The sequence below is a fragment of the Rhodococcus sp. NPDC077669 genome (genome assembly GCF_040686915.1).
Taxonomy (GTDB): Bacteria; Actinomycetota; Actinomycetes; order Mycobacteriales; family Mycobacteriaceae; genus Rhodococcoides; species Rhodococcoides fascians.
Window position 1 is genome coordinate 384202 of record NZ_JBFBMD010000001.1, and the last position, 25426, is coordinate 409627.

The following is a 25426-nucleotide window of genomic DNA, read 5'->3' on the forward strand; positions in this document are numbered from 1 at the left end:
TGCACGCTCCCGAACTGATCGACGATGCGGTGAAAGAGGACCATGGCTTCCGATAGAGGGGCACTGTTCGATCCGACATTCGGCAGCGAGATCATCGCACCGATCGTCGGCGACCGAGGCTGGGTTCGGGCGATGTTCGATGTCGAGGCAGCCCTCTCCCGGGCCGCTGCCTCTGTCGGCGTGGTCGACGCGAAGCATGCGGACATCATCACCGCGGTCGCGGCAGAGCTGGGTGAATCTCTGGACATCACAGCACTCGGAGCGGCTGCAGCGGCCGGTGGGAATCCGGTGATACCACTGGTGAAAGTACTGCGAAACGCGGTGTCCGAGCGCGGAGTTCCTGCTGCTGCAGTGCACCCCGGGGCGACCAGCCAGGACATCATGGACACCGCGTCCATGCTCGTCGCACGTGACGCACTCACGGTCGTCGAGGCGTCGCTCGGTGATGCACATACCGCGGCGCGAGGCCTGGCGCTGGCGCACCGGACCACTCCTATGGTCGCGCGCACTCTCGGCCAGCAGGCGTTACCCACTACTTTCGGGCTGGTGGCCGCAAATTGGGCTGGGGCGCTGCATCGTTCGAGTCACCGTCTCGCTGCGGTTCGGCGGTCGTGCTGTGTGCAATACGGAGGTGCCGCCGGAACGATGGCCGCCGTACATCCGCACGGTCCGGCCATTGCCGCCGCGCTCGCGGAAGCACTGGATCTGGCACCACAGACTGCGCCCTGGCACACCGACCGCGTCACCGTCGCAGATCTGGCGTGCGCGTTGGGTATTGCCGCGGGCTCCATTGCGAAGATCGCCGGGGACATCGTGTCGATGTCCGCCACCGAACTGGCCGAGGTGTCCGAGAACGCACCGGGAGGTTCGTCGGCAATGCCACACAAGCGCAACCCGATCGCCGCCGTCACCGCGCGAGCTGCGGCCCGCCGGGTGCCGGGAGCCGTTGCGACAGTGCTGGCGAACATGGACCACGAGCAGCAGCGCGCCGCTGGACCGTGGCACGCCGAATGGGAGACCGTCACCGATCTGCTACGCCTCACCGGCGGCGGTGCGCATCGTATAGCGACGAGCCTGACCGGTCTGCATGTGCATCCAGATGCCATGGTGCGCAACCTCGAAGCGACGGGTGGTGCACTTCTCGCCGAACGGGTCACGGCGGCGCTGGCACCGCACACCGAGCGCGCCCGCGACATCGTCACCGACCGATGCGCAGCAGGTGCGCCACTGGACACGGATCCCGCCATCACCGCCTTCTTGACGCCGGCGGCGGTGCGCGAGATGTTGGATCCAGCAGGCTATGTGGGTCACGCACCCGACTTGGTCGACGACATCCTCGCTGCGTGTGCACCGGACACCGAACGCCCCACGGACTCGAAGGACATCTGATGACAGTCACTCTGGCTCACCACCGCACCGAGGGGCCGCACCCCGATGCGGATACCGTCGTGCTGATCGGCTCGCTCGGCTCGGACCGATCGATGTGGGACCCGCAGGTGGGCGCACTGTCGGCTTCCGTCCACGTGTTGACGGTCGATCTACGGGGACACGGTCGATCACCGGTACCCCCCGGCCCCTATTCCGTGGCCGATCTCGCCGGTGACGTTCTTGCACTGCTGGATTCACTCGCTCTGGAACGCGTCCACGTGGTCGGACTCTCCCTCGGCGGTGCCGTCGCTCAATGGATTGCGATTCATCGCCCCGAGCGGGTGCGCACTCTGACCCTGCTGTGCACGTCCGCCAAGTTCGGTGAAGCCGTGCAGTGGATCGACCGTGCCGCGACCGTCCGCGCCTCGGGGACAGCAGCACTCGCGGACGCTGTACTCGCACGGTGGTTCACGCCCGAACTCGCCGCCCGCGACACCGATCTCGTCGCACGGTGTCGACGCATGATTGCCGAGACCTGCGACGAGGGCTACGCGGCATGCTGTGAGGCGTTGTGCGAGTGGGATTCTCGCGCGGACCTTGCCAGGATCGCCGCTCCCACCCTCGTGATCGCGGGCCGACAGGATCCGTCGACCACTCCGGACGATCTGCGCATCATCGCCGATGGCATTGCAGGATCGACGTTCCTGACACTCGACCCGGCCGCACATCTGGCCAATGTCGAACAGGCAGGCCGCGTCACGGCGGCCATTGCCGCTCACGTCGGAGCGAATGCGTACTCCGCCGGACGGTCCGCGGCGCACGACACCGGAATGGCCGTACGGCGCAGTGTGCTCGGTGACGCCCACGTCGACCGCAGCATCGCATCGAGAACCGAATTCACGTCCCCGTTCCAGGATTTCATCACCCGAACCGCATGGGGCGACGTCTGGGCTCGTCCCGGACTCGACCACCACACCCGCCGACTGCTGACTCTGGCCGTTCTGACGGCCCTGGGTAACCACCACGAACTCGACATGCACATCCGAGCGGCGTTGCGTGCCGGTATCGCACCCGACGAACTCGCCGAGGTGTTCTTGCACACCGCCGTCTACGCGGGAGTACCGAACAGCAACAACGCTTTCGCATTGGCTCAGGCCGCCATCACCGAGAGCGAAACCTCGTGAGTGCCGCGGACACACCGCCGTCCTCGGATTACGTCCAGTCTCTCGGACGCGGCTTGGCAGTGATCAGAGCCTTCGACGGCGAGCATCCGCGTCGAACGCTGGCGGACGTGGCCCGAGCGACCGACCTGACTCGCGCGACCGCCCGGCGGTTTCTGCTCACACTCGTCGAACTCGGATACGTGCGTACCGACGGCTCGATGTTCTGGCTCACCCCGCGAGTACTCGAATTGGGGTACAGCTACTTGTCGAGTCTTTCGCTCCCCGAGGTCTCGGGTCCCCATCTCGAGGCGCTCGCCGAACGAGTGCGTGAATCGTCCTCGGTGTCGATACTCGACGGTGACGATGTGGTGTACGTCGCCCGGGTTCCGGTGAGCCGCATCATGACCGTCGGCATCAACATCGGCACCAGATTTCCGGCGTTCGCGACCTCGATGGGCCGGGTGCTGTTGGCCGGTCTTCCCGAGGACGAGCTGGATGCGTACCTGGAGCGAGTGCGGTTGACGCCGTTGACGGGCAAGACGATCACCACCGCGGCCTCGCTCGCGCGGGAACTCGAACGAGTGCGGGTCGACGGCTTCTGCCTGGTGGACCAAGAACTCGAAGAGGGACTGCGTTCGATCGCCGCACCCATCCGCGACAGCGCCGGCGTGGTTGTCGCCGCAGCCAACGTCTCGACCCAAGCTGCACGTCATTCTGCGGACGCCGTGCGCGCCGAACTACTCCCGGCCTTGCTCGACGCCACCCGCGCCATCGAGACCGATCTGCTCCGGGTGAGTACCGGAGCCAACGACAAGCGAGGAAACACCCATGCCTGAAGCCGTGATCTGCGAGCCCCTGCGTACCCCCGTCGGCCGTTTCGGTGGCCAGTTCCGCGACATTTCCGCCCAGGCCCTCGCGGCCACGGTCATCACCGAACTCGTTGCGCGAACGGGCATCTCCGGAGCGGACATCGACGACGTGATCCTGGGTCAGGCGTCACCGAACGGTGATGCACCGGCCATCGGTCGAATCGCCGCCCTCGACGCCGATCTCGGCATCGACGTGCCCGGCATGCAGATCGACCGACGCTGCGGCTCCGGCCTACAAGCAGTACTGCAGGCGTGCATGCAGGTGCAGTCCGGCGGCAACGACCTGGTTCTGGCAGGCGGCGTCGAAAGTATGAGCCAGACCGAGTTCTACGCCACCGGCATGCGGTGGGGCGTCAAGGCCGAGGCGGTCGCCCTCTCCGACCGACTTGCGCGGGCCCGAGTGACGGCGGGTGGCAAGAACTTTCCGGTGCCCGGCGGCATGATCGAGACCGCCGAGAATCTTCGCCAGGAGTTCTCCATCAGCCGCGCCGATCAGGACGCGCTGGCCGTGCAGTCGCATCGGCGGGCGGTCGCCGCGCAGAACAGCGGCGTGTTCGCCGAGGAGATCGTGGGTGTGGCTGTCCCCCAGCGTAAGTCGGAACCTGTTCTGGTCTCGACCGACGAGCATCCACGGGCCGACACCACCGTGGAGTCGTTGGCGAAGCTGAAGGCAATCCGTGCATCGATCGATCCCGAATCGACGGTCACCGCGGGCAATGCCAGCGGGCAGAACGACGGTGCCGCGATCGCCATCGTCACCACCCCCGAAAAGGCTGCGGCGCTGGGACTCCGACCACTGGCGCGACTCGCGAGCTGGGGCGTTGCCGGAGTCGCTCCGCGCACCATGGGAATCGGCCCGGTGCCCGCAAGCGAGAAAGCGCTCGGACGCCTCGGGCTCACTCTCGACGACATGGGCGTCATCGAACTCAACGAGGCCTTCGCCGCCCAGGCGCTGGCCGTGACTCGGTCCTGGGGTATCGAGTCGGACGACCCGCGGTTGAATCCTCACGGTTCCGGCATCTCGCTCGGCCACCCGGTCGGGGCCACCGGTGCCCGAATCCTTGCCACCCTGCTTCGTGAAATGGACCGCCGAGAAGTCCGCTACGGACTCGAGACGATGTGCATCGGCGGCGGACAGGGCTTGGCCGCGGTGTTCGAGCGACTGTCCTGATCGCTACTCACTGCTGTAGTTGCGCAGCCAGGCGCACAGCCGAGTTGGTCTCCCCGTAGCCTTCGTACCCGCCTGCCCGCTGCACCACCTCGAAGAAGAGGTCGTCGCCCACGGTGCCGGTGAAGAAGTGGAAGAACTCGCCGCCTGCGGAGTCGGCGTCGTACAGGATGCCGAGCCGCTGCATCGCGTCGAGGGTGTCCGGACCGAGACCGAACCGTGCGTTCAGGTCGCGATAGTAGTTGGGCGAGATACGCAACGGCGTGAGACCGCGTTCGGTCATCGCCTCGGCCGCGGCGTAGATGTCCTCGCATCCGAACGCCACATGTCCGACGCCTCCGCGGCGGGCGGCGGGCAGGGGGTCGGCATCGGACGGGCGACCGGGAACCATGTTGAGCGACAGGCGAATGGTGCCGTTCGTGGTCGTCAGGGTGAGGGCCTGGCTTCGCACCAGTCCGATCGCGTCCACGACGTCCTGACCGTCCCGGGGCACCATGCCGAACACCGAGCGGAGCAACAGCATCACGCCGTCCCAGCTTTCCGCCGGGACCGCGAGGGCGATGTGGTCCACGTGCGAGACCAAGGGCTTCACCTGCGGCACAGGCACTCTGGGAGCGAGGTCGAATGCGGACTGCCAGGCACCGGCGCTGTCTCGGGTGCGTAGGTCGAGCGAGGTTGCACCGGTGACGGCAAGCCGCACCACCGCGTCGTTCGCGTCGGCCACGCCCGGCATGGTGACCGTCGCGGCGGGGACACCCAGAGCGCGGGCTCTGGTCAACCACAGATCGGGCCGTTCGCTGCGGACCCCGATCTGGGCCAGAGCGGGCAGGTGGGCGGGGACGCCCGGTGCGGTCCACAGGGTATCGACGGTCGTGTCGACCGCGACGGCGAGTGGGCCCTGGGTGAACAGCGACAGTCCGTGTTCGCTGTGCGCGGCGGTGAGGTCGAAGCCGAGGTGACGCAAGGTGGTGCCCAACTGGGCGGCCTTGGCAGGGCCCGCGGCGATACGTAGGGACACGATGTTCTCGATCGGGCCGGGCGGAGGCGGGGAGAACAGATCGGGATTCGGCACGACGGTGTCGACGCTGCGGACCTGCTCCTGCAGGTGGAGCAGCGAACGGTGCGCGTCCGACGCCGTTCGGCCGGTGTCGGAATGTCGGAAGACGTCGTTGAAGATTTCGAGCGACCACGGGCCCGTGTAGCCCGAGGCCACGACGTCGGCTCCGAAGGTTGCCAGATCGAAGTTCCCCTGACCGGGGAAGCATCGGTGATGGCGACTCCACTGCAGGACGTCCATCACCAGGTGCGGGGCGTCGGCCAGTTGCAAGAAAAAGATCTTCTCGCCGGGTATCTCGCGGATGCCGGATGGGTCGTCGCCGCGGGAGAGGATGTGAAAGCTGTCGAGACAGGTCCCGAGCGCTGGGTGGTCGACCTGCCGGACGATGTTCCAGGCATGACGGTAGGTGTCGACGTGGCTACCCCAGGCGAGCGCTTCGTAGGCCAGCCGCAGTCCGCGGCGATGTGCACGCTCGGCGAGAGTTGCCATCTGTTCGATCAACATGTCGTCCTCGCGCACTGCGCCGGCCAACGGTGACGAGCAGACCAGCAGCAGGTCGCATCCCAGCTGTTCCATCACGTCGAATTTGCGTTCGGCGCGAACGAGGTTGCGCGCGAACTGGTCCGGGTCGTCGGAGTCGGCGTCACGGAAGGGTTGGTAGAGATCGACGGTCAGTCCCAGGTCTGCAGCCTTCTTCGCAATGTCTGCAGGCAGGTCCGGTGAGCTGATCAGATCCGGCTCGAACACCTCGAACCCGTCGAACCCGGCTTCGGCGATGGCGCGCATCTTCTCGTCGAGAGACCCACTGAGCGAGACAGTGGACACCGACGTGGCAATGGCCGTCATGCGGAGGCCCCGGCAGCAGCGACGCGATCTTCGCTGTCGATGAGGGTGCCCATGTGCGCGATCATCCGATCTGCGTTCGCAATTCGGCCGGTGAATATCTCGAAGGCGTCCGCTGCCTGGAATACGGCCATGCCGGTGCCGCTCAGGGTTCGGCACCCCGCTCGCGCTGCCTGCATGAGCAATTCGGTCTCGGCCGGCCTGTACACGACCTCCGAAACCCACATCTGCGGACGCAGAAATTCCTGCGGCACAGCAGATCCCGGGTGCTCGAGCATTCCGACCGGCGTTGCGTGCACCAACCCCGACGCTGTGCTCAGCACGTCGCCGAGCCGATCGAGGCCGGTCGAGCAGATCTCGGACTCGGGGAACAGCGAGGCCAGCGAGTCTCGAAGTTGCTGCGCCCGAGAACGATCGGCATCGACGAGTGTCAGCTTGACGGCTCCCCGGCGTGCCATTGCGTACGCGACGGCCGCACCTGCTCCCCCGGCTCCGAGTTGCACCACATCACTCAGATCGGCTCCCGGTAAGCCACGTCCGAAATTTCGGTCGAACCCGGACCAGTCGGTGTTGTGACCGATCGCGCGCCCGTCGGAGAACACAACGGTGTTGACGGCACCCAGACGCGCGGCATCCTCCGAGAGATCGTCGAGGCAGTGAAGAACCCGTTGCTTGCACGGGTGGGTGATGTTGAGGCCGCGAAATCCGAGGTCGGCTGCCGTGGCCACCAGCCGCGGTAGGTCGTCCACGGTCAGCCCGCGCCGATCGAGATCGATGATCCGATAGAGGTAGGTCAGACCGTGCTCGGCACCCTCTCGCTCGTGCATCGCGGGCGTGAGCGATTTGCCGATACCCGTCCCGATCAGCCCGCAGAGCAGGGATTCCGGCATGTCGATCTCCTCGAGCTTTAATGTACTAATTGGTGAGTTAGCTCGACGGTACTACGGTGACGGCACGCACACACCCTTTCTCCGCAATTCGCGGCGATAGAGTCGACCCATGGCTCCGCGTACAACCGACACCTCCGACGACAGCGGACCGGCCGTCAAACGTCGGCGCAACAGCGATCTGACCCGACACAACATCCTCGAGGTAGCCACGGAGGAGTTTGCGGACAAGGGCTTCGCCGGCGCGCGCATCGACGAGATCGCCGAGCGAACACACACGACCAAGCGGATGCTGTACTACTACTTCACCGACAAGGAAGGCCTGTACAAGGCCGTTCTGGAGCGGTCCTACCTCCGCATCCGCGAGCGCGAACGAGCCGTGGACGTCGAAGGACTCGGTCCGGTCGAGGCGATCCGCGCCATCGCATCGCTCACGTTCGACCATCACGAGCAGAACCCGGACTTCATCCGGCTGGTATCGACCGAGAACATTCTGCGCGGCGAACATATCGGCACTTCCGAGGCACTGAACAATCTCGGCAATCCGGCCGCCGAGCTGTTGGCCGACATTCTTGCGCGCGGGCAGGCCGACGGGCTCTTTCGAACCGATGTCGACGCGTTGGACATCCATATGGCGATCAGCAGCTTCTGCGTGTTCCGGCTGTCCAACCGATACACGTTCGAGGCACTGTTCGGGCGCGACCTCACCGACCCGGCGCACCGCACACGACTGCGGGCCATGCTCGGCGACATGATCATCGCGTTCCTCACCTCCACCGACGCCTGACACCGAGATCGAGCGACCCGCATCGCATCGGGGGTTGACACGTGGCATGGATCACGTTCAATATCTAAGAGCGCCCGGAGTTAACTATTTCGTACATTAGCGGCCGATCGGGTCGTGGATGTCGAACTGTGCGCCCGGCTTCCCGTCACACGAAAAGAGACGACACCGATGGATCCCCTCACGTCCGGTCACCCGCCCCTGCGCCCCGGAGCCAACCCGCGTAAAGCCGCAACCGCGGCCTGGGTGGGCAGCGCCCTCGAGTACTACGACTTCTTCATCTACGGCACCGCCGCTGCGCTGGTCTTCGGCCGCGTGTTCTTTCCCGGCTCCAACCCCGCCACCGGAACGTTGTTGGCCCTGGCGACTTTCGGGGTCGGCTACCTGGCCCGCCCACTGGGCGCATTGGTGCTCGGTCACATCGGTGACCGTTACGGCCGCAAGAAGGTCATGGTTGCCACCGTCCTGCTGATGGGAGTCGCCACTCTCGGAGTCGGCGTCCTTCCCTCGTACGAATCCATCGGCCTCGCGGCCCCGATAATCCTGGTCGTGCTGCGCCTGGCCCAGGGCTTCTCTGCGGGCGGTGAGCAGGCGGGCGCCAACTCCATGACCCTCGAGCACGCACCCGACCACCGACGGGCGTTCTTCACCAGCTTCACCCTCAGCGGCACCCAGGGCGGTCAGATCCTTGCCACCGCAGTCTTTCTCCCGGTCGCCATGCTCCCCGAGGACCAGTTGCTCAGCTGGGGCTGGCGAATCCCGTTCTTCCTCAGCGCATTCGTCGTTGTCGCCGCATTCCTGATCCGACGCTCGCTCGACGAGACCCCCGTCTTCGAGGAAGAGGTGGCGTCCGCCGAGCCGCAGCGTCTCCCGCTGACCGAACTGCTGTCCGAGCACTGGCCCGCCGTTCTTCGAGTCATGTTTGCCGCCGTGATCGCCTCGGTCAGTACGATATTCACCGTCTATGCGCTGTCGTACGCAGTCAACACAGTCGGCTTGGAACGAACTCCGATGCTGTGGGTCGGCGTACTCGCCAACGTCGTCGCGCTGTTCGCACTCCCGTTCTTCGGGTCGCTGTCCGATCGCATCGGTCGCAAGCCGGTGTTCCTGTTCGGATCGATCGGTTGCGCAATCCTCATGTTCGGATACCTCTGGTCCATCTCGGTCGGAAACTACGCGCTCATCTTCGTCTTCGGCATCGTCATGTTCGGTTTCGTCCACAGCGCGACGGGCGGTGTCTGGCCCTCGTTCTACGGCGAGATGTTCCCGGCTCGGGTACGTCTGACCGGAACTGCGCTGGGTACCCAGATCGGTTTCGCCATAGCAGGATTCGCGCCCACCATTGCCGGTGCCATCGCCGGGGCCGAGATCGGTGCGTGGTTGCCGGTCGCCATCGTCACCGCCGTGTTCTGCGCCGTCAACGTTGCGATCGTGTCCACGTCCAAGGAGACCTATCGCACGCCCACCGACGAGCTCGGACGATCCACTCGAACGACTCGGCGCGAGTCGGTCGCTCGTACGACGTCGAACTGACCCGCGATGATCGACGGACTGCGACCGGATCGCAGCGGTGAATGGCGTGTGTACGCCGTGCGCTATGCGAGCCGAACTTCCCTGCGCAGCAAGCACTTCCACTATGCGGACGAGCGCGGTCACGAGCCGCACCCCACCGCGTACTACGTGTGGCTCGCGCTGTCGGACACCGAGACCGTCCTCGTCGACGCCGGTCTCGCACCGGCGACGGCGTCACGGATGAAGGGACTGGACTACGTCGGCTCCCCCGTGGACCTCATCGGAGAGCTGGGAATCTCCCCCGGTGACATCGACGTATGTGTGCTGACCCATCTGCACTACGACCACACCGGAGTCGTCGCAGATCTGCCGTCGGCCCGCTACATCGTCCAGCAGAAAGAGCTCGACTACTGGAACGGTCCGTGGGCGACCCGCGTCGGGCAGGAACGCTGGTTGCACTCGCGGTCCGACATCGACCACGTCACGGGAAGTCCGCGTCTCGACATCGTCGACGGCGACCGCGAACTGGCACCGGGACTCTCGGTGCATGCGGTGGGCGGACATACCGCGGGCATGCAGGTAGTCAGCGTGCACACCGAGCGCGGGACCCTGGTGCTGGCGTCGGATGCGAGTCACTTCTACGAGAACATCGAATCCGACAGTCCCTTCGCGATTCTGCACTGCCTGCCGGACATGTTCGGCGCGTTCGACCGGATCAAGGAACTCGCCGACAGCCCCGAGCATGTCGTGCCGGGCCACGACCCGTTGGTGGCGCAGCGGTGTGTTGCGGTCGACCCGGACCTGCACCCGCACATCTCGGTCCTCGGCTGACAACCTCCCTGAAACAGAACGAGCCCCGATCATCGCGTTCGATGATCGGGGCTCGTTCTGTGTCGTGCCGGAGCTGGTCAGGCCGACTTGTCGCGTCGCTCCGGGCGTTCGGGCTTGCGCGGAACGATGGTCGGCAGGACGTTGTCGTTGACCGTCTCTGCCGTGACCACGACCTTCTCCACGTCGTCCCGGCTCGGGATGTCGTACATCACCGGAAGCAGCACTTCTTCCATGATCGCGCGCAACCCACGAGCACCGGTGCCACGCAGGATCGCCTGATCGGCAATTGCCTCGAGTGCCTCGGACGTGAACTCGAGCTCGACGCCGTCCATGTCGAAGAGTCGACGGTACTGCTTGACCAACGCGTTCTTCGGTTCGGACAGGATGGTGACCAGTGATTCCTTGTCCAGGTTGGTCACCGACGCGATCATCGGGAGACGACCGATGAACTCGGGGATCAAACCGAACTTGATCAGATCCTCGGGCATCACCTCGGCGAAGTGATCCTGCGTGTCGATCTCGGCCTTGGAACGCACCTCGGCTCCGAAGCCGAGACCACGCTTGCCGACGCGATCGGACACGATCTTCTCCAGACCGGCGAAAGCACCGGCGACGATGAAGAGCACGTTGGTGGTGTCGATCTGGATGAACTCCTGGTGCGGATGCTTACGTCCGCCCTGCGGCGGGACGCTGGCCTGGGTACCTTCCAGGATCTTCAGCAGTGCCTGCTGCACGCCCTCACCGGAGACATCGCGCGTGATCGACGGGTTCTCGCTCTTGCGAGCGATCTTGTCGACCTCGTCGATGTAGATGATGCCGGTCTCGGCCCGCTTCACGTCGTAGTCCGCGGCCTGGATGAGCTTGAGCAGGATGTTCTCGACATCCTCACCCACGTACCCGGCTTCGGTCAGTGCGGTGGCGTCGGCGATCGCGAACGGCACGTTGAGCATCTTGGCGAGGGTCTGGGCCAGATACGTCTTGCCGCACCCGGTGGGACCGAGCATCAAGATGTTCGATTTGGCCAGCTCGACGGATTCGCCGCGCACATCGCGCGCCTTGTCGCCGGCCTGAATGCGCTTGTAGTGGTTGTAGACAGCGACGGCCAACGTGCGCTTCGCAGCGTCCTGGCCGATCACGTAGTTCTCGAGAAAGTCCTTGATCTCGGAAGGCTTGGGCAGGTCGTCGAGCTTGACTTCGCTCGATTCGGCCAACTCCTCCTCGATGATCTCGTTGCACAGGTCGATGCACTCGTCGCAGATGTACACCCCTGGTCCTGCAATGAGCTTCTTGACCTGCTTTTGGCTCTTGCCGCAGAACGAGCACTTCAGCAGATCGCCACCGTCACCGATGCGTGCCATTCGGAGGTTCCTACTTCCTTGTCCGCGTACGACCCGGCCGACCGCATACGCGGAAGGACGGGCTACTTCTCGATCGATGGCATGCCGAGTTCGAGATGCTTCGACCGAGTTCTTGGATGCGACGCTACCCGTGTTCGCCGAACATGGGCGGGTTGTTTCCGGTGATTCGCCGCCCGTTTTCACCAATCACGGCATTCGGGGCGTGAATCGAGACAGCCGGGCCGAGTTGTCCACTCGTGCCCGGCGTCCGATCGTCTGCCGGACCGCGAGGCGATCCGACCGGTGGTACTTGCGTGCTACTTCTGAGCCGAGAGCTTGCGGTACTCGAACACGGTGTCGATGATGCCGTAGTCCTTGGCCTGCTCGGCGGTGAGAATCTTGTCGCGATCGGTGTCCTTGCGGATCACGTCGGGATCCTTGCCGGTGTGGCGGCCGAGGGTGGTCTCCATGAGTCGACGCATACGTTCGATCTCGGCGGCCTGGATCTCGAGGTCCGAGACCTGGCCCTGGATGCCGCCGCTCGAGGGCTGGTGGATCAGCACTCGTGCGTTCGGCAGAGCCGCGCGCTTGCCGGGGGTGCCGGCTGCGAGCAGTACCGCGGCAGCCGAAGCCGCCTGGCCGAGGCACACTGTCGCCACGTCGGCGCGGACGTACTGCATCGTGTCGTAGATGGCCATCAACGAGGTGAACGAGCCACCGGGCGAGTTGATGTACATCGTGATGTCACGGTCGGGGTCGAGGCCCTCGAGCACCAGCAGCTGTGCCATGACGTCGTTGGCAGACGCATCGTCGACCTGGACGCCGAGGAAGATGATGCGCTCCTCGAACAGCTTGTTGTACGGGTTCGACTCCTTGACGCCGTAGCTCGAGTGCTCGACGAAGGACGGAAGGATGTACCGCGAGGACGGCAACTGGTTGGGATCGAACAGGTTTGTCATCGTTTCTCCAAGATGTGAGTGATCGAGGGTCGCCGGTAGCGGCCGAATTACTCGCCGACTCCGCCGGCCTGCCGCGCGCGGCTGACGACGTGATCCACGAACCCGTATTCCTTGGCCGCCTGTGCCGTGAACCACCGGTCACGGTCGGAATCCTCGGTGATCTGCTCGACGGTCTGGCCGGTGTGCTGAGCGATGAGCTCGGCCATCTCACGCTTGGTGTGCGCGAACTGCTCGGCCATGATCGCGATGTCCGAAGCGCTTCCGCCGATACCGGCCGAAGGCTGATGCATCATGATGCGCGCGTGCGGCAGGGCGTACCGCTTGCCCTTCGCACCGGCCGAGAGCAGGAACTGGCCCATCGAGGCAGCCAGGCCCATCCCGTAGGTGGCGATATCGCACTCGGCGAATTCCATGGTGTCGAAGATCGCCATACCTGCGGTGACCGAGCCACCGGGCGAGTTGATGTACAGCGAGATGTCGCGGGTGGGGTCCTCGGCCGACAGGAGCAGGATCTGCGCGCACAACTTGTTGGCGATGTCGTCGTCGACCTGGGTACCGAGGAAAATGATGCGGTTTTGAAGCAGACGCTCGTACACGGAGTCGCTGAGATTCAGCCCTGCTGCGGCCGAAGTCATGACGGGACTCTGCTCGTGCGAAGCCGCCGGATTCTGAACAGTCACGGTACCTGCCTTTTCCATAACAAATCGTTGGTTCCTGACACAGACACTAACGAAAGACGGCGGCTCCGGAGTCCCGGAACCGCCGTCGTTCGCTGTGAGCGTTACTTCTCTTGTTCGCCCTCGGAAGAATCAGCTGCTTCGACCTCGTCGGGAGCATCGGCAGGGCTGCCGAACAGCTCGGCGGTGTCGACGCTGGCTCCGTTGGTGTCGGTCACGGTGACGCGCTCGACGACCGAGGCAAGCGCCTTGCCGCGCTTGACGTCGGCGAACACGGCACCGAGCTGGTTGGCCTGCTGCACCTGCTGGATGAACTGCTCGGGCGGCATGCCGTAGCGCTGGGCCTGGAAGATGATCCGCTCGGTCAGCTCGTCCTGACCGACCTGAGTGTTCTCGGCCTCGGCGATGGCGTCGAGGAGGAGCTGGGTGCGCACCGACTTCTCGGCACCCTCCTTGACGTCCTTGTCGAACTCCTCGCGGCTCGAACCCTGCGACTCGAGCAACTCGGCGAGCGCTTCCTCGTTGTGATCGAGGCCGTGGATGGCCTCGTGCACCTGGGAATCGACCTCGGCCTTGACAACGGCCTCGGGAGCCGGAATCTCGAGGGTCTCGAGCAGCGTCTCGAGCACCTTGTCGCGGATCTGACCGGCCTGCTCGACCTTCGCGACTCGCTCGACGCGCGTCTTCAGATCGGCGAGCAGCTCGTCGAACGTGTCGAACTCGCTGGCGAGCTGGGCGAACTCGTCGTCGGCCTCGGGCAGCTCGCGCTCCTTGACGGAGACGACCTTGACCGTGACGACGGCTTCCTTGCCCGCGTACTCACCGGCAACGAGCGTGGAGGTGAACTCCTTCGACTCGCCGGCCGAGACGCCGATGATCGCGTCGTCGAGGCCCTCGATGAGCTGACCGGAGCCGACCTCGTGGGACAGTCCGCTCGCGGTGGCCTCTTCGACGTTCTCGCCGTCGACCGTGGCCGAGAGATCGATGGACACGAAGTCGCCGGACTGAACCGGGCGATCGACACCGGTGAGGGTTCCGAAACGCTGACGGAGCGACTGCAGCTGCTCGTCGACGGCTTCGTCCTTGATCTCGAGCGGATCGACGACGACGCTGATGGTCGAGTAATCCGGAAGCTCGATCTCGGGACGCACGTCGACCTCGGCGGTGAACGTGAGCTCGGTGCCGTCTTCGATCTTGGTGATCTCGATCTCGGGCTGGCCGATGACCTTGACCTTCTCGTTGGTCACGGCCTCGGAGTAGCGAGAGGGAAGAGCGTCGTTGACGACCTGCTCGAGTACTGCACCACGGCCGACTCGCGCCTCGAGCAACTTGGCCGGAGCCTTGCCGGGACGGAATCCGGGGAGGCGGATCTGCTGAGCCAAAGCCTTGTACGCGCGGTCGAAATCAGGCTTGAGCTCCTCGAAGGGCACCTCAACGTTGATACGGACTCGCGTCGGGCTCAGCTGCTCGACGGTGCTCTTCACGGGACATGCTCCTTTGTGGTGATTCTTGCTTGCTGGCAGTTCTGGCTTGCTGTCTTCCGCTCGCCACGAGCACGGTGAGCCGTGCCCGCGGCTCTCATTTGTCGGGGTGACAGGAATTGAACCTGCGACCCTCCGCTCCCAAAGCGGATGCGCTACCAAGCTGCGCCACACCCCGTCGTACGGACACCATTGAACAGCAACCGATAGTAGCCCCTCATGGGCGCCCCACCCATGACGTTCCGTGAGACCGGGCTCGACGGGCCGGTTTGGAATCCGGCAACCGCTTTGGGTACAGTCTTGAAACGCAGGCGACGGAACTGGCGATCCCACGACTGTTGTTTGCACGCCGATGTAGCTCAATGGTAGAGCCCCTGTCTTCCAAACAGGCTACGCGAGTTCGATTCTCGTCATCGGCTCCATCGAAAGCCCCGCACTTCACGAGTGCGGGGCTTTTTCGTGTCCGCGTATCGTCGACAGTGTTCGAGTGAATCGGACGAACTGGACATGTATCGCCGATGGAAGGCTCAGAAGTGGAAATCGTCCTGATCGTCATCGTCGTGGCCGTAGTGGCACTGCTGGTGCTTCGCAGCAAGAAGAAGTCCGCCGCAGCCGCGGCCACCGCACTGGCCGATGCCAAGGCCGACGCCCGCCAGTCGATCGAACGGCTCGGCGGCCAGGTCTACAACCTCGTCGGCTCCGACACCGCATCCAAGCAGGCCCTCGCCGACGCATCCGAGCGCAATATCGCAGCAGGCTCGCAGATCGACCAGGCGACAACCGTCGAGCAGGCGAGGCTGGCCAAGCAGACCGCGTTGGAAGGGCTCTATTACATTCGCGCAGCGCGCCTGGCGATGGGCATGGACCCGGGCCCCGAGGTGCAGGGCATCGACGGCCAACAGCAGGCAGGCCGTGTCACCGAGGAACGCAAGGTCGACTTCGAGGGACGAGAGATCGCGGCCTCACCGGACCCGTCGGACCGGACCCCGAACTACTACCCCGGCGGACGAGTAGCGGGCCGACCCGTCCCCGCAGGCTGGTACTCCGAACCGTGGTGGCGTCCGGCCTTGGTCGCCGGCGCATGGGGAATGGGCTCGATGTTCCTGTTCTCGGCGATGTTCTCCGGCATGGCCGGGGTTCCGGACGAGACCGCAGCGGGTGGCGACCTGGGTGCGGACGGTTCCGACGGGGGTGCTGGCGACAATTACGACGGTGGCGACGCCGGAGCAGGTAACGACGGCGGTGACGGCGGCGGCTTCTTCGACAGCGGAGACGGCGGTGGCTTCTTCGACGGCGGCGGAGGCGGAGGGGATTTCGGCGGGTTCTAGCTCGCCGGCCCTACGTCGCCTGACAGACGGGGCACCAGAACAGGTTTCGCGCCTGCATCGTCGAGTGCAGGATCTCGGCTCCGCACACGCGGCACGGGAGGCCTTCCCTGCGGTAGACGTACGAACGCGGTCGGCGGGCACCGTAGGTGTCGCCGTGATCGTCCTCGGGCCGGATGGTGATGATGCGACCGCGTCGGACACCGATGGCCATGAGGTCCACGAGATCCAGCCAGATGGCGTCCCACTCGGCTCGGTCGAGGTCCTTTCCGGGGCGCATCGGGTTGATCTCGTGCCGGAAGAGGATCTCGGCGCGGTAGACGTTGCCGACGCCGGCGAGCACCTTCTGATCCATCAGCAACGTGCCGATGGCCGTGCGTGACTTGGATATTCGTGCCCAGGCGGCGTCGGGGTCCGCATCTTTGCGGAGCGGGTCCGGCCCCAGACGCGCCAGGAGGGCGTCGACCTGCTGCTCGGTGTAGATCTCGCAGGCCGTGGGGCCGCGGAGGTCGGCACCGTACTTCTCCCCCACGATGCGCAGACGCACCGCACCCACCGGATCGTCCAGTGGCACAGCGTGTTCGGTGAACTTTCCGTACAGGCCGAGGTGAATGTGCACGATCAGGTCGGATTCGTAGCGGTGCAGCAGATGCTTGCCCCACGCCTCGGCCTTCTCGAGGACGAGGCCGTCGATCAGCGCGGCACCGGAGACGAACCGTCCCTGGGGACTGCTCGCCTCCACCGGTGCCCCGCCGAACCGACGTTGATGCAACCGAGCGAGTCGGTGCAGGGTATGCCCTTCGGGCACTTACTCGGGCTTTCCCGGAACCTCGGGTGCTTCGCCGCTGCGCTCGTACTCGGACAGGATGTCGATGCGACGCTGGTGGCGCTCCTCGCCCGAGAACGGGGTGCCGAGGAACGCGTCGACGATGGCAAGTGCTTCGGGCAACGTGTGCATGCGGCCGCCGATGCCGATGAGCTGCGCATCGTTGTGTTCGCGAGCCAACTTTGCCGTCTCGACGCTCCACGCGAGGGCACAGCGTGCGCCCGGCACCTTGTTCGCGGCGATCTGCTCGCCGTTTCCGGATCCGCCGAGCACGAGGCCGCGACTGCCCGGATCGGCGACGACGCGACGTGCTGCGTCGATGCAGAAGGCCGGGTAGTCGTCGACCGGGTCGTAGTCGAACGCACCGCAGTCGACGGGCTCGTGCCCGGTTGCCGTCAGGTGTTCGATGATCTGATTCTTGAACTCGAGGCCGGCGTGGTCGGCACCCAGGTATACGCGCATGCCTAGAGTCTGACAGGTGAACTCACGAGCCGAGAAATTCGCCGGTGTCGACGGCGCGAAGGGTGCGTGGGTGGTCGCAGTGTTCGACGGCACGAGAGTGACGTGGACGGCCTGCTCCTCCGTCTCCGACGTGTTGGAGCACACCCGAGACTGCGCGCGAGTGGGCGTCGACATGCCGCTGTCGCTACCCGTGGACGGTTATCGCGTCAGCGAACTGGAGGCGAAGAAGTTCTTGGGGACGGCGCGCAGTTCGATCTTTCACACCCCGGTCGCGGATGTTCTGGACGCGGTGTCGTACGAACAGGCGTGCTCGATCTCGCGGTCGAAGACCGGCAAGGCGATCAGTAAACAAACGTGGCACATCCTGCCCGCAGTTCGGGCGTGGCGAGATTCGGACTTCGATCCGGAACGGTACGTCGAAGTGCATCCCGAATGCTCGTTCAGAGCGATGTCACCGACCACGGTCTACGCATCGAAGAAGACCGGCCGAGGCGTCGGGCAACGGTTGGCGGCACTGACCCGATGGACCGGGGATCTCGATCTGGACGACCTGCCGAACGGGCCGCTCGTCGACGACGTCCTCGATGCCGCCGCAGCGGCGTGGTCGGCCAGGCGCTTCCATTTCGGCGAGCATCTGACGTTCGGCACCGACAGCGGCTCGGATCGAATCGTCGCCTGATCCCCCGTGCGTGAACCAGCCCCTCATGCGTGAACTGGCCCCTCGTGCGTGAAAGTTCGGCTCCTGCTACGAGTTTCCACGCACGAGGGTCTCGCGATCAGTCGAACTGCGGGTCCTCGTTGCGGGTGCGCTTGAGCTCGTAGAAGTGCGGGTACGCCGCGAAGATCACCGACGCGTCCCACAACTTGCCTGCCTCTTCACCGCGTGGAATCCGCGAGAGCACAGGGCCGAAGAACGCCACGCCGTTGACGTGAATGGTGGGAGTGCCCACATCGGGGCCGACCTTGTCCATTCCTGCGTGGTGGCTGGTGCGCAGGTCCTCGTCGTAATCGGTGCTCTCGGCTGCCGAGGCGAGATCGGCGGGCAAGTCGAGTTCGGCCAAGGACTCTCGGATGACGACGTCGAAATCCTTGTTGCCCTCGTTGTGAATTCGCGTGCCCATGGCCGCGTACAGCGGCGCGAGGATCTGGTCGCCGTTGCTCTTCGCCGCGGCGATCGCCACCCGCACCGGACCCCACGCCTTCTTCATCATCGCGGCGTACTCCTCGGGCAGGTCGCGACCCTCGTTGAGGACGGCCAAGCTCATGACGTGGAAGTTGACGTCGATGTCGCGCACCTGCTGCACCTCGAGAATCCAACGTGAGGTGATCCAGCACCATGGGCACAGCGGGTCGAACCAAAAATCAGCGGTGTCTTTCTGTCCTGAACCGGCCACTGTCTGCTCCTCGAAAGTCGATGTCGCTGTCTCTTCATGTCGTAACACCCGGCCACCGCGCGGACATTCCACGCGACCCGTCAGCCAGCGCGCGACACGGCGGACGTGATGGGATGGACGGCACTACCCATAACTACACGAAGAGGTGTCGACTGAAGTGGTTGCTCCCAACCTGACGCGTGACCAAGCCTCCGAGCGCTCGGCGATCATCGGGGAAACGAAGTACGCGATCGTTCTCGATCTCACCGACGGCGAGGGCAATCCCGGCGAGAAGACGTTCCGCTCGCTCACCACCATCACGTTCGCCGCGACCGCCGGAGCGTCGACTTTCGTGGACATCGTCGCAGGCACCATCCGGTCGGCGACGCTCAACGGCACAGCGCTCGACACGACGAGCTACGACGAGTCGACGGGGCTGGCTCTGGTCGATCTCGCCGAGCACAACGAACTCGTGGTCGATGCCGACTGCGTCTACTCGCACACCGGCGAAGGCCTGCACCGTTTCGTCGATCCGTCGGACGGTTCGGTGTACCTGTATTCGCAGTTCGAGACTGCGGACGCCAAGCGCATGTTCGCGTGCTTCGATCAACCAGATCTCAAGGCCACGTTCGATCTGAAGGTCACCGCTCCCGAGAGCTGGACCGTCATCTCCAACGCAGCGCACGGTGCCGAACCGGCCGCAGGTGAGCACGTGTTCGATACGACGCCGCTGATGAGCACGTACCTGGTTGCTCTGATCGCCGGTCCCTACGCCGAGTGGACCGATTCGTACACCGACGATCACGGCACCATCCCTCTCGGAATCTACTGCCGCGCATCGCTTGCCGAACACATGGATGCCGAGCGACTGTTCACCGAGACGAAGCAGGGTTTCGGTTTCTACCACGAGAACTTCGGCACCCCGTATGCGTTCGGCAAGTACGACCAGCTGTTCGTGCCAGAATTCAACGCCGGTGCCATGGAGAACGCCGGGGCCGTCACGTTCCTCGAGGACTACGTCTTCCGGTCCAAGGTGACGCGGTACTCCTACGAGCGACGCGCCGAGACCGTGCTGCACGAGATGGCGCACATGTGGTTCGGCGATCTGGTGACGATGACGTGGTGGGACGACCTGTGGCTCAACGAGTCGTTCGCGACGTTCGCCTCCGTGTTGTGCCAGTCCGAGGCGACCGAGTACACCAACGCGTGGACGACGTTCGCCAACGTCGAGAAGGCCTGGGCATACCGACAGGACCAGCTGCCCTCGACGCACCCCATCGCCGCGGACATCCCCGATCTGGCCGCCGTGGAGGTCAACTTCGACGGCATCACGTACGCCAAGGGTGCCAGCGTGCTCAAGCAACTGGTTGCGTACGTCGGTAAGGAAGACTTCCTGGCCGGGTTGCGGGCCTACTTCGTCGATCACGCGTTCGCCAACGCAACGTTCTCGGATCTGCTTGCGGCACTGGAGAAGTCATCGGGTCGCGATCTCTCCGATTGGGGTGCGCAGTGGCTGCGGACCACCGGCCTGAATACTCTGAGCCCCGATTTCGACGTCGACTCGGAGGGCAAGTTCACCCGGTTCGCAGTGTCGCAGACCGGCGCAGCACCGGGCGCGGGCGAGCATCGCGTACACCGCATCGCGATCGGCATCTACGACGACGTCGACGGCAAGTTGGTGCGTACCGACCGCGTCGAGCTGGACCTCGATGCTGCCGAATCGACGAATGTCGAAGCGCTCGTAGGTGTCTCGCGCGGCAAGCTCGTGCTGGTCAACGACGACGACCTGACGTACTGCGCAGTGCGGCTCGATCCGGATTCGCTCGGTGTTCTCGTCGATCGGATCGGCGACATCGCCGAGTCGCTCCCCCGCACTCTCGCCTGGTCGGCCGCATGGGAGATGACTCGGTCCGCCGAGATGAAGGCACGCGACTTCGTGGCTCTGGTCCAGCGCGGAATCGGTAGCGAGACCGAAGTGGGTGTGGTGCAACGCCTTCTGCTCCAGGCGCAGACGGCTGTCACCAGCTACGCCGATCCGGCGTGGGCGGCCGAACACGGAGTCCCCGAGTTCGCCGACGCAGTTCTCGAGCTGGCCCGCGGTGCCGAGTCGGGCTCGGATCACCAGTTGGCGTTCGTCAATGCTCTGACCGGTACCGAACTCAGCGAGCGCCATGTCGAGGTATTGCGCGCTCTCCTGGACGGTGACGCCCAGGGGCAGTCCTTGGCCGGACTCGACATCGATACGGATCTGCGGTGGCGCATCGTCACCGCTCTTGCAGCGGCTGGAGCCATCGATGCCGACGGGCTCGACTCGCCGGTCATCGATGCCGAAGCCGAGAAGGACAACACCGCCGCCGGGGCGCGGTCGGCTGCCGCTGCACGAGCTGCGCGTCCCAGTGCCGAAGTGAAGGAGCGGGCATGGACGACCGTCGTCGACGACGACGCGGTTCCGAACATCACGGCGCGATCGATCATCGGTGGTTTCGCGGGCCCCGGCCAGGGCGAACTACTCGAGCCGTACGTCGACCGCTACTTCGAGGCGATCGACGGCGTGTGGGCTCGTCGATCGAGTGAAGTCGCACAGACCGTCGTGGTTGGTCTCTACCCCTCGTGGTCGATCAGCGAGCAGTCGTTGGCCGCAGCCGACAGGTTCCTCGATGGCGACCTTCCACCTGCTCTGCGCCGACTGGTGATCGAAGGCCGGGCCGGAGTCGTTCGGGCACTCGCCGCCCGGGCATACGACGCCGCCTGATCACAGGTACACACACGACGAGGGCCGGTTGCGTCTCACCCGCGAAGGTGGGATGCAACCGGCCCTCGTCGTCGCCGGGACCGCCGGCCGAGAACTACGGGGATGGAGCGCGACGAGCTACGGCGCGAGGATGGATGCTGCCATCACGCGGACCGAGGTCACGAGACCGTCGATGAGGTTGCCGTCGCGGAACGGGCCGAGCGCAGCGGTGACGCCGAGCTGAGCAACCCGATCGGTAGCGCGGTTCGAGACTCGCTTTCCGGTGCGGATCTCGAGCGCGTGCCGGTTGGGGTCGACAGCGATCAGAACCGAACGAATCGCATCGGGGGTGCCGGGGAAGACCGAATCCGCTCCCGCAGCCGGATCGACCCCCAGGTCACCGACGTAGATGTTGAACCGAATCTTCGTCTTCCGGGTCGCCTCGCTCAGTGCGTCGTCGAGCGCGACCAGATCCTGCGTCGCGAAAGGCAGGTGCTCCGGGCTCGGCGTGCCGAACTCGTGTGCCACCGATACGCGACCACTCGCCGTCAGCGCAGCCCCGAACGGCAGGTCCTCTTCTCGGATGTCACCGCCACGTACCAGTTCACCACTTGCCACTTGCAGCACCTCCGATCGAATCGGCTGTGTCCGCGTCGTGCGATCCGTGGCCCCCGAACGGAGTCACCTCGTCCGTAGCGCTCCACAGCAATGGCTCGCGCGTCCACTCGTCCGTCAGCCGGTACGGAGCGACGTCCATCCCCGGCTGCTTGTCGGTCAAGTAGGACAGCGCGCCGACGATTCCGATCACCGCAACCGGAATCACCCCGAATATCAGCGTGGTCTCCAAAATGCTCACGGGGTGTGACGTTAGTCGACAATTGCCCGTCGGACCACGTCGGGGCCGGTGTTGTGACCGAAAAGAGCCAACGGCCGACAGTCAGGCAGCACCTTCGCCGAGGTACGCCAACCAGCTCGGGTCCAACTCCTTGGTGGTCGCCAGCAGACGCCAGTGCGGGCCCTTCGGCGGCACGAGCTGGGCTCGCAACGTCCACCCGATCTCACTGAGCAGCTTGTCCGCCTTGCGGTGATTGCAGGAGGCGCAGCACGCCACGCAGTTCTCCCACGAGTGGCCGCCGCCGCGGCTGCGAGGCACGACGTGATCGACGGTCTCGGCCTTGCTGCCGCAATAGGCGCAGCGGAATCTGTCGCGATGCATCAGTGCCGCGCGCGTCATCGGCACCCGCGCTCGATAGGGAACTCGGACGAACGTCCGCAATCGAATCACCGACGGCACCTGGACGGAGTAATCGGCCGACCGGATGAACGGCCCCTCCGGATCGTCGTGGATCACGTCGGCCTTGCCGCAAACGAGAAGAACCACCGCCCGGCGCATCGGAAGCGCGGTCAGTGGTTCGAAAGTTGCGTTGAGCAGCAGCACACGGCGCTTGACCCACGCCGGGACGGCGTCGTCGCCCGTGGCGTTGTGGGCCGTCGGCACCACGCGCAGCGGAGAAGCCCCCGAGGCCGTCTCACGCTGGTCGTGCGTGGTGCGGCCCTCAGTGGGCGGGAGTTGTCGGTGGCGGTGTTGAGAGTTCTTCATGCATTACTCCAGGGAGTGTCGGCGCCCGCGCATGGCTTGCGTGGAACACGGTTCACAGTGGAACACGAATACACCGCCCGCGCACAGCCTTTTTCTGCGCATTTTCTGTTGCCGATCGGTGAACATTCCGGTTTCCGATCAGCGAGTTCGAGGATCGATACCGCTATGCGCTGCGTGACTGGCAAGATTTCTGTGTCTCCGTAGACTTTTCGGGTGGCTGTATCAACCCTTCTGTCCGTATCGCCGTTACCCGAACCTTCGCTGCTGCGTGAGCTCGACACCCGAGCATTCGAACTGACCGACACCGGACGCGACTGGCTGGTCGACCGTCCGTTGCAGATCCTCGGCTATCTGGTTCTGGCGATCGTGCTCAGGCTCGTGTTGCACCGAATGATCGACCGCTTCACTCGACACGACGCCGGCCGATCACCTGCACTTCTCCGGCCGTTACGCGACCGGTCCTCGGGAACGGTGAAGGGCGAGATACTCAACGAACGGCGCAGACAGCGGGCCAACACGATCGGTTCGGTACTCCGATCTGCGGTGTCGGTCATGATCCTGACCTGGTTCGTGCTGTCGGTGCTCGACGTCGTGGGTGTGAACGTCGCCCCGTTCATCGCGTCGGCGGGGATCGTCGGTGTCGCCCTCGGTTTCGGTGCGCAGAACCTCGTCCGCGACTTCCTGTCCGGAATCTTCATGCTTCTCGAGGATCAGTACGGGGTCGGCGACGTCGTCGATCTCGGTGAGGCGATCGGCACGGTCGAAAGCGTGGGATTGCGCGTCACCACGATCAGAGATGTCAACGGCACCGTGTGGTACTGCCGAAACGGTGAAGTTCTGCGGGTGGGCAACATGAGCCAAGGGTTCGCGGTAGCTGTCCTCGACCTCCCCGTCTCCCACACGGCCAACATCGACGAGGCCTGCGCGGTGGCCGAGAGAACCACCAACGAGGTCGTGGACTCCGGCGACTTCGACAGTGACATCCTCGAACCCCCGGAGATGCTCGGCGTCAATGCCGTCAGCGCCGATACCGTGACCATCCGGATCACGATCAAGACCCGACCCGGCCGCCAATGGGCAGTGCAGCGTCGCCTCCACCGCGACATCCTGCAGTCGTTCGACGATGCCGGTATCAAAGCCCCGTATGCGCTGGGCCGTCCGGGTGGGGTTGCAGTCGAGAGCAGCAGCTGAGGGACAATGAGCGTGACCGACGCCGACGAGGAACGAACAGAGAGAGTGTGATGACCGAACCGCAGCAGACGTTCTACGACGCGGTCGGCGGTGCGGAGACGTTCCGGTTGCTCACGGCGAAGTTCTACGAGGAAGTGGCCAAGGACGAGATCGTGCGGCCCCTGTATCCCGAGGAGGACCTGGCTCCGGCCGAACGGCGGATGCGAATGTTCCTCGAGCAGTACTGGGGCGGGCCTCGTACGTACTCCGACGAACGTGGTCATCCACGATTGCGGATGCGGCACAACCCGTTTCGGATCGGGCCGCTCGAACGTGACGCCTGGCTTCGATGCATGCACATCGCGATCGCCTCGATCGACCCGGCGGTCCTGGATTCTGCGCACCGAACGCAACTCGTCGACTACATGGAGATGGCCGCCAATTCGATGATGAACTCGGCAATCTGAGAGCTACGGCGTCACGTTCTACGGCGTCACGAACTACAGCGATGCGCCTCGCCGCAGGCCCGCTGCGCCACCTCGGAGGCGGCCGAGCCGGCGGCGGAGCGAGCCGGCTACCCCGAGCACGAAGCTCAGCGGCGCGGGCAGGTGCTGCCGCAAGATGGCGTGCTTGCGCACGTAGTTCTCGACGTGCCACTCCGACCAGGTGCCGGCCCGGAACAACGCTGCGTCGCCGGCGACCAGAGTCCGGGGCGCGTGGTCTTCGCTGGACACCACGACCGACCCGTCCATGATGTGGACGATCTCGTCGACTGCGAAGTACCACCGAAAGCGACCGGCCGTGCAATCCCACACATTGGTGGTCGTGGTGCCGTCGGTGCTTCTGGACCACTCCGCGACGCGCGCCCGCGGGTTTCCCTCGAGGATCCACGTGGGTTCGATGGGACTGTCGGAGAGCGAAACATCTTCCAGCCGCACAGCAATGGTCGAGGTTCTCATGGTGTCGTCGCGTCCTCACCGTCGGGCGCGGCACCGGCCGCTGC

At 65.0% G+C, this 25426-nt stretch carries 25 protein-coding genes and 2 tRNA genes; 13 read left to right on the forward strand and 14 right to left on the reverse strand.

All coding sequences use genetic code 11. The features are described from left to right. The first annotated feature begins 42 nt into the window (after positions 1-42). The 4 genes from pcaB to AB0P23_RS01855 are packed head-to-tail and all read left to right on the forward strand — an operon-like array spanning position 43 to position 4571. Positions 43-1389 carry a 3-carboxy-cis,cis-muconate cycloisomerase gene (gene pcaB / locus AB0P23_RS01840; RefSeq protein WP_032399921.1) on the forward strand — a complete coding sequence of 449 codons (1347 nt, stop codon included), beginning with the start codon at positions 43-45 and terminating at the stop codon, positions 1387-1389. Continuing rightward, positions 1389-2552: a 3-oxoadipate enol-lactonase gene (gene pcaD / locus AB0P23_RS01845; protein ID WP_032399920.1), complete on the forward strand. Its 1164-nt coding sequence runs from the start codon at positions 1389-1391 to the stop codon at positions 2550-2552. The genes pcaB and pcaD overlap by 1 nt, the downstream gene beginning before the upstream one ends. After that, a complete protein-coding gene (locus AB0P23_RS01850) occupies positions 2549-3367 on the forward strand; it encodes an IclR family transcriptional regulator C-terminal domain-containing protein (RefSeq protein ID WP_027497571.1) in 819 nt (272 codons plus the stop codon). Before pcaD ends, AB0P23_RS01850 begins: the two co-directional genes overlap by 4 nt. Continuing rightward, a complete protein-coding gene (locus AB0P23_RS01855; protein ID WP_027497572.1) occupies positions 3360-4571 on the forward strand; it encodes an acetyl-CoA C-acetyltransferase in 1212 nt (403 codons plus the stop codon). Before AB0P23_RS01850 ends, AB0P23_RS01855 begins: the two co-directional genes overlap by 8 nt. Before the next feature lie 7 nt (positions 4572-4578). Here AB0P23_RS01855 and AB0P23_RS01860 read toward each other — a convergent pair whose 3' ends face one another. Both AB0P23_RS01860 and AB0P23_RS01865 read right to left on the reverse strand, forming a co-directional pair. Further along, positions 4579-6471 (reverse strand): sugar phosphate isomerase/epimerase and 4-hydroxyphenylpyruvate domain-containing protein, encoded by a 1893-nt coding sequence (locus AB0P23_RS01860; protein WP_032399918.1) that lies wholly within the window; start codon positions 6469-6471, stop codon positions 4579-4581. Beyond that, a complete protein-coding gene (locus tag AB0P23_RS01865) occupies positions 6468-7358 on the reverse strand; it encodes a shikimate dehydrogenase (RefSeq protein WP_032399917.1) in 891 nt (296 codons plus the stop codon). The genes AB0P23_RS01860 and AB0P23_RS01865 overlap by 4 nt, the downstream gene beginning before the upstream one ends. Positions 7359-7467: 109 nt before the next feature. Between AB0P23_RS01865 and AB0P23_RS01870 the strand changes: the two genes are divergently transcribed. From AB0P23_RS01870 to AB0P23_RS01880, 3 genes are all read left to right on the forward strand, one after another. Continuing rightward, positions 7468-8142 carry a TetR/AcrR family transcriptional regulator gene (locus AB0P23_RS01870; RefSeq protein WP_032399916.1) on the forward strand — a complete coding sequence of 225 codons (675 nt, stop codon included), beginning with the start codon at positions 7468-7470 and terminating at the stop codon, positions 8140-8142. A gap of 168 nt (positions 8143-8310) precedes the next feature. Further along, on the forward strand, positions 8311-9672 hold the full coding sequence (locus AB0P23_RS01875; protein ID WP_032374578.1) for an MFS transporter: 1362 nt from the start codon (positions 8311-8313) through the stop codon (positions 9670-9672). A gap of 6 nt (positions 9673-9678) precedes the next feature. Continuing rightward, positions 9679-10482, forward strand: a complete 804-nt coding sequence (locus AB0P23_RS01880; protein WP_052061414.1) for an N-acyl homoserine lactonase family protein — start codon at positions 9679-9681, stop codon at positions 10480-10482. A gap of 77 nt (positions 10483-10559) precedes the next feature. Here AB0P23_RS01880 and clpX read toward each other — a convergent pair whose 3' ends face one another. From clpX to AB0P23_RS01905, 5 genes are all read right to left on the reverse strand, one after another. Further along, positions 10560-11840, reverse strand: coding sequence for an ATP-dependent Clp protease ATP-binding subunit ClpX (gene clpX / locus AB0P23_RS01885; RefSeq protein ID WP_027497577.1), 1281 nt, complete (start codon positions 11838-11840; stop codon positions 10560-10562). A 296-nt stretch (positions 11841-12136) separates the two neighbouring features. Beyond that, the gene (locus AB0P23_RS01890; protein WP_008715342.1) at positions 12137-12778 is read right to left on the reverse strand and encodes an ATP-dependent Clp protease proteolytic subunit; all 642 of its coding nucleotides are present in this window, start codon (positions 12776-12778) and stop codon (positions 12137-12139) included. Between the two features lie 47 nt (positions 12779-12825). Continuing rightward, entirely contained in the window at positions 12826-13476 is a 651-nt protein-coding gene (locus tag AB0P23_RS01895) for an ATP-dependent Clp protease proteolytic subunit (protein WP_072692168.1), read from the reverse strand. Between the two features lie 83 nt (positions 13477-13559). After that, positions 13560-14939: a trigger factor gene (tig, locus tag AB0P23_RS01900; RefSeq protein WP_032368208.1), complete on the reverse strand. Its 1380-nt coding sequence runs from the start codon at positions 14937-14939 to the stop codon at positions 13560-13562. Positions 14940-15040: 101 nt separating this feature from the next. After that, positions 15041-15114 (reverse strand) — tRNA-Pro (locus tag AB0P23_RS01905). 170 nt (positions 15115-15284) lie between these two features. Here AB0P23_RS01905 and AB0P23_RS01910 point away from each other — a divergent pair. Then, a tRNA-Gly gene (locus tag AB0P23_RS01910) sits at positions 15285-15358 on the forward strand. Positions 15359-15469: 111 nt separating this feature from the next. Beyond that, on the forward strand, positions 15470-16264 hold the full coding sequence (locus tag AB0P23_RS01915; protein ID WP_032400027.1) for a hypothetical protein: 795 nt from the start codon (positions 15470-15472) through the stop codon (positions 16262-16264). Between the two features lie 10 nt (positions 16265-16274). Here the strand turns inward: AB0P23_RS01915 and AB0P23_RS01920 are convergent, their stop codons facing one another. Further along, entirely contained in the window at positions 16275-17069 is a 795-nt protein-coding gene (locus tag AB0P23_RS01920; RefSeq protein WP_032368209.1) for a DNA-formamidopyrimidine glycosylase family protein, read from the reverse strand. Then, on the reverse strand, positions 17070-17549 hold the full coding sequence (locus AB0P23_RS01925) for a ribose-5-phosphate isomerase (protein ID WP_032374451.1): 480 nt from the start codon (positions 17547-17549) through the stop codon (positions 17070-17072). A gap of 16 nt (positions 17550-17565) precedes the next feature. Between AB0P23_RS01925 and AB0P23_RS01930 the strand changes: the two genes are divergently transcribed. After that, the gene (locus AB0P23_RS01930; protein WP_080736428.1) at positions 17566-18228 is read left to right on the forward strand and encodes a DUF429 domain-containing protein; all 663 of its coding nucleotides are present in this window, start codon (positions 17566-17568) and stop codon (positions 18226-18228) included. Between the two features lie 97 nt (positions 18229-18325). Here AB0P23_RS01930 and AB0P23_RS01935 read toward each other — a convergent pair whose 3' ends face one another. Beyond that, positions 18326-18943, reverse strand: a complete 618-nt coding sequence (locus tag AB0P23_RS01935; RefSeq protein ID WP_027497584.1) for a DsbA family protein — start codon at positions 18941-18943, stop codon at positions 18326-18328. A 157-nt stretch (positions 18944-19100) separates the two neighbouring features. On the opposite strand from AB0P23_RS01935, the gene pepN reads away from it, so the two are divergent. Beyond that, the gene (gene pepN / locus AB0P23_RS01940; protein WP_363796672.1) at positions 19101-21674 is read left to right on the forward strand and encodes an aminopeptidase N; all 2574 of its coding nucleotides are present in this window, start codon (positions 19101-19103) and stop codon (positions 21672-21674) included. A 117-nt stretch (positions 21675-21791) separates the two neighbouring features. Here the strand turns inward: pepN and AB0P23_RS01945 are convergent, their stop codons facing one another. From AB0P23_RS01945 to AB0P23_RS01955, 3 genes are all read right to left on the reverse strand, one after another. Then, the gene (locus AB0P23_RS01945; RefSeq protein ID WP_032368213.1) at positions 21792-22271 is read right to left on the reverse strand and encodes a DUF5130 family protein; all 480 of its coding nucleotides are present in this window, start codon (positions 22269-22271) and stop codon (positions 21792-21794) included. Then, positions 22258-22509, reverse strand: coding sequence for a hypothetical protein (locus AB0P23_RS01950; RefSeq protein WP_027497587.1), 252 nt, complete (start codon positions 22507-22509; stop codon positions 22258-22260). The genes AB0P23_RS01945 and AB0P23_RS01950 overlap by 14 nt, the downstream gene beginning before the upstream one ends. An 81-nt stretch (positions 22510-22590) precedes the next feature. Continuing rightward, entirely contained in the window at positions 22591-23253 is a 663-nt protein-coding gene (locus tag AB0P23_RS01955) for an HNH endonuclease (RefSeq protein ID WP_174557300.1), read from the reverse strand. Between the two features lie 231 nt (positions 23254-23484). On the opposite strand from AB0P23_RS01955, the gene AB0P23_RS01960 reads away from it, so the two are divergent. Both AB0P23_RS01960 and AB0P23_RS01965 read left to right on the forward strand, forming a co-directional pair. After that, entirely contained in the window at positions 23485-24444 is a 960-nt protein-coding gene (locus tag AB0P23_RS01960; protein WP_045841372.1) for a mechanosensitive ion channel family protein, read from the forward strand. Positions 24445-24494: 50 nt separating this feature from the next. Beyond that, the gene (locus AB0P23_RS01965) at positions 24495-24890 is read left to right on the forward strand and encodes a globin (protein WP_027497590.1); all 396 of its coding nucleotides are present in this window, start codon (positions 24495-24497) and stop codon (positions 24888-24890) included. Positions 24891-24923: 33 nt separating this feature from the next. Here AB0P23_RS01965 and AB0P23_RS01970 read toward each other — a convergent pair whose 3' ends face one another. Continuing rightward, positions 24924-25382: a cupin domain-containing protein gene (locus AB0P23_RS01970; protein WP_032399526.1), complete on the reverse strand. Its 459-nt coding sequence runs from the start codon at positions 25380-25382 to the stop codon at positions 24924-24926. Positions 25383-25426: the final 44 nt, after the last annotated feature.

Bases quoted from the DNA above. Each gene is read 5' to 3' on its own strand.
- clpX (WP_027497577.1), bottom strand. From the start codon at position 11,840: ATGGCACGCATCGGTGACGGTGGCGATCTGCTGAAGTGCTCGTTCTGC.
- AB0P23_RS01890 (WP_008715342.1), bottom strand. From the start codon at position 12,778: ATGACAAACCTGTTCGATCCCAACCAGTTGCCGTCCTCGCGGTACATC.
- AB0P23_RS01865 (WP_032399917.1), bottom strand. From the start codon at position 7,358: ATGCCGGAATCCCTGCTCTGCGGGCTGATCGGGACGGGTATCGGCAAA.
- AB0P23_RS01855 (WP_027497572.1), top strand. From the start codon at position 3,360: ATGCCTGAAGCCGTGATCTGCGAGCCCCTGCGTACCCCCGTCGGCCGT.
- AB0P23_RS01965 (WP_027497590.1), top strand. From the start codon at position 24,495: ATGACCGAACCGCAGCAGACGTTCTACGACGCGGTCGGCGGTGCGGAG.
- AB0P23_RS01860 (WP_032399918.1), bottom strand. From the start codon at position 6,471: ATGACGGCCATTGCCACGTCGGTGTCCACTGTCTCGCTCAGTGGGTCT.
- AB0P23_RS01955 (WP_174557300.1), bottom strand. From the start codon at position 23,253: ATGAAGAACTCTCAACACCGCCACCGACAACTCCCGCCCACTGAGGGC.
- AB0P23_RS01880 (WP_052061414.1), top strand. From the start codon at position 9,679: ATGATCGACGGACTGCGACCGGATCGCAGCGGTGAATGGCGTGTGTAC.
- AB0P23_RS01875 (WP_032374578.1), top strand. From the start codon at position 8,311: ATGGATCCCCTCACGTCCGGTCACCCGCCCCTGCGCCCCGGAGCCAAC.
- pcaD (WP_032399920.1), top strand. From the start codon at position 1,389: ATGACAGTCACTCTGGCTCACCACCGCACCGAGGGGCCGCACCCCGAT.
- AB0P23_RS01895 (WP_072692168.1), bottom strand. From the start codon at position 13,476: ATGGAAAAGGCAGGTACCGTGACTGTTCAGAATCCGGCGGCTTCGCAC.
- pcaB (WP_032399921.1), top strand. From the start codon at position 43: ATGGCTTCCGATAGAGGGGCACTGTTCGATCCGACATTCGGCAGCGAG.
- AB0P23_RS01925 (WP_032374451.1), bottom strand. From the start codon at position 17,549: ATGCGCGTATACCTGGGTGCCGACCACGCCGGCCTCGAGTTCAAGAAT.
- AB0P23_RS01870 (WP_032399916.1), top strand. From the start codon at position 7,468: ATGGCTCCGCGTACAACCGACACCTCCGACGACAGCGGACCGGCCGTC.
- AB0P23_RS01970 (WP_032399526.1), bottom strand. From the start codon at position 25,382: ATGAGAACCTCGACCATTGCTGTGCGGCTGGAAGATGTTTCGCTCTCC.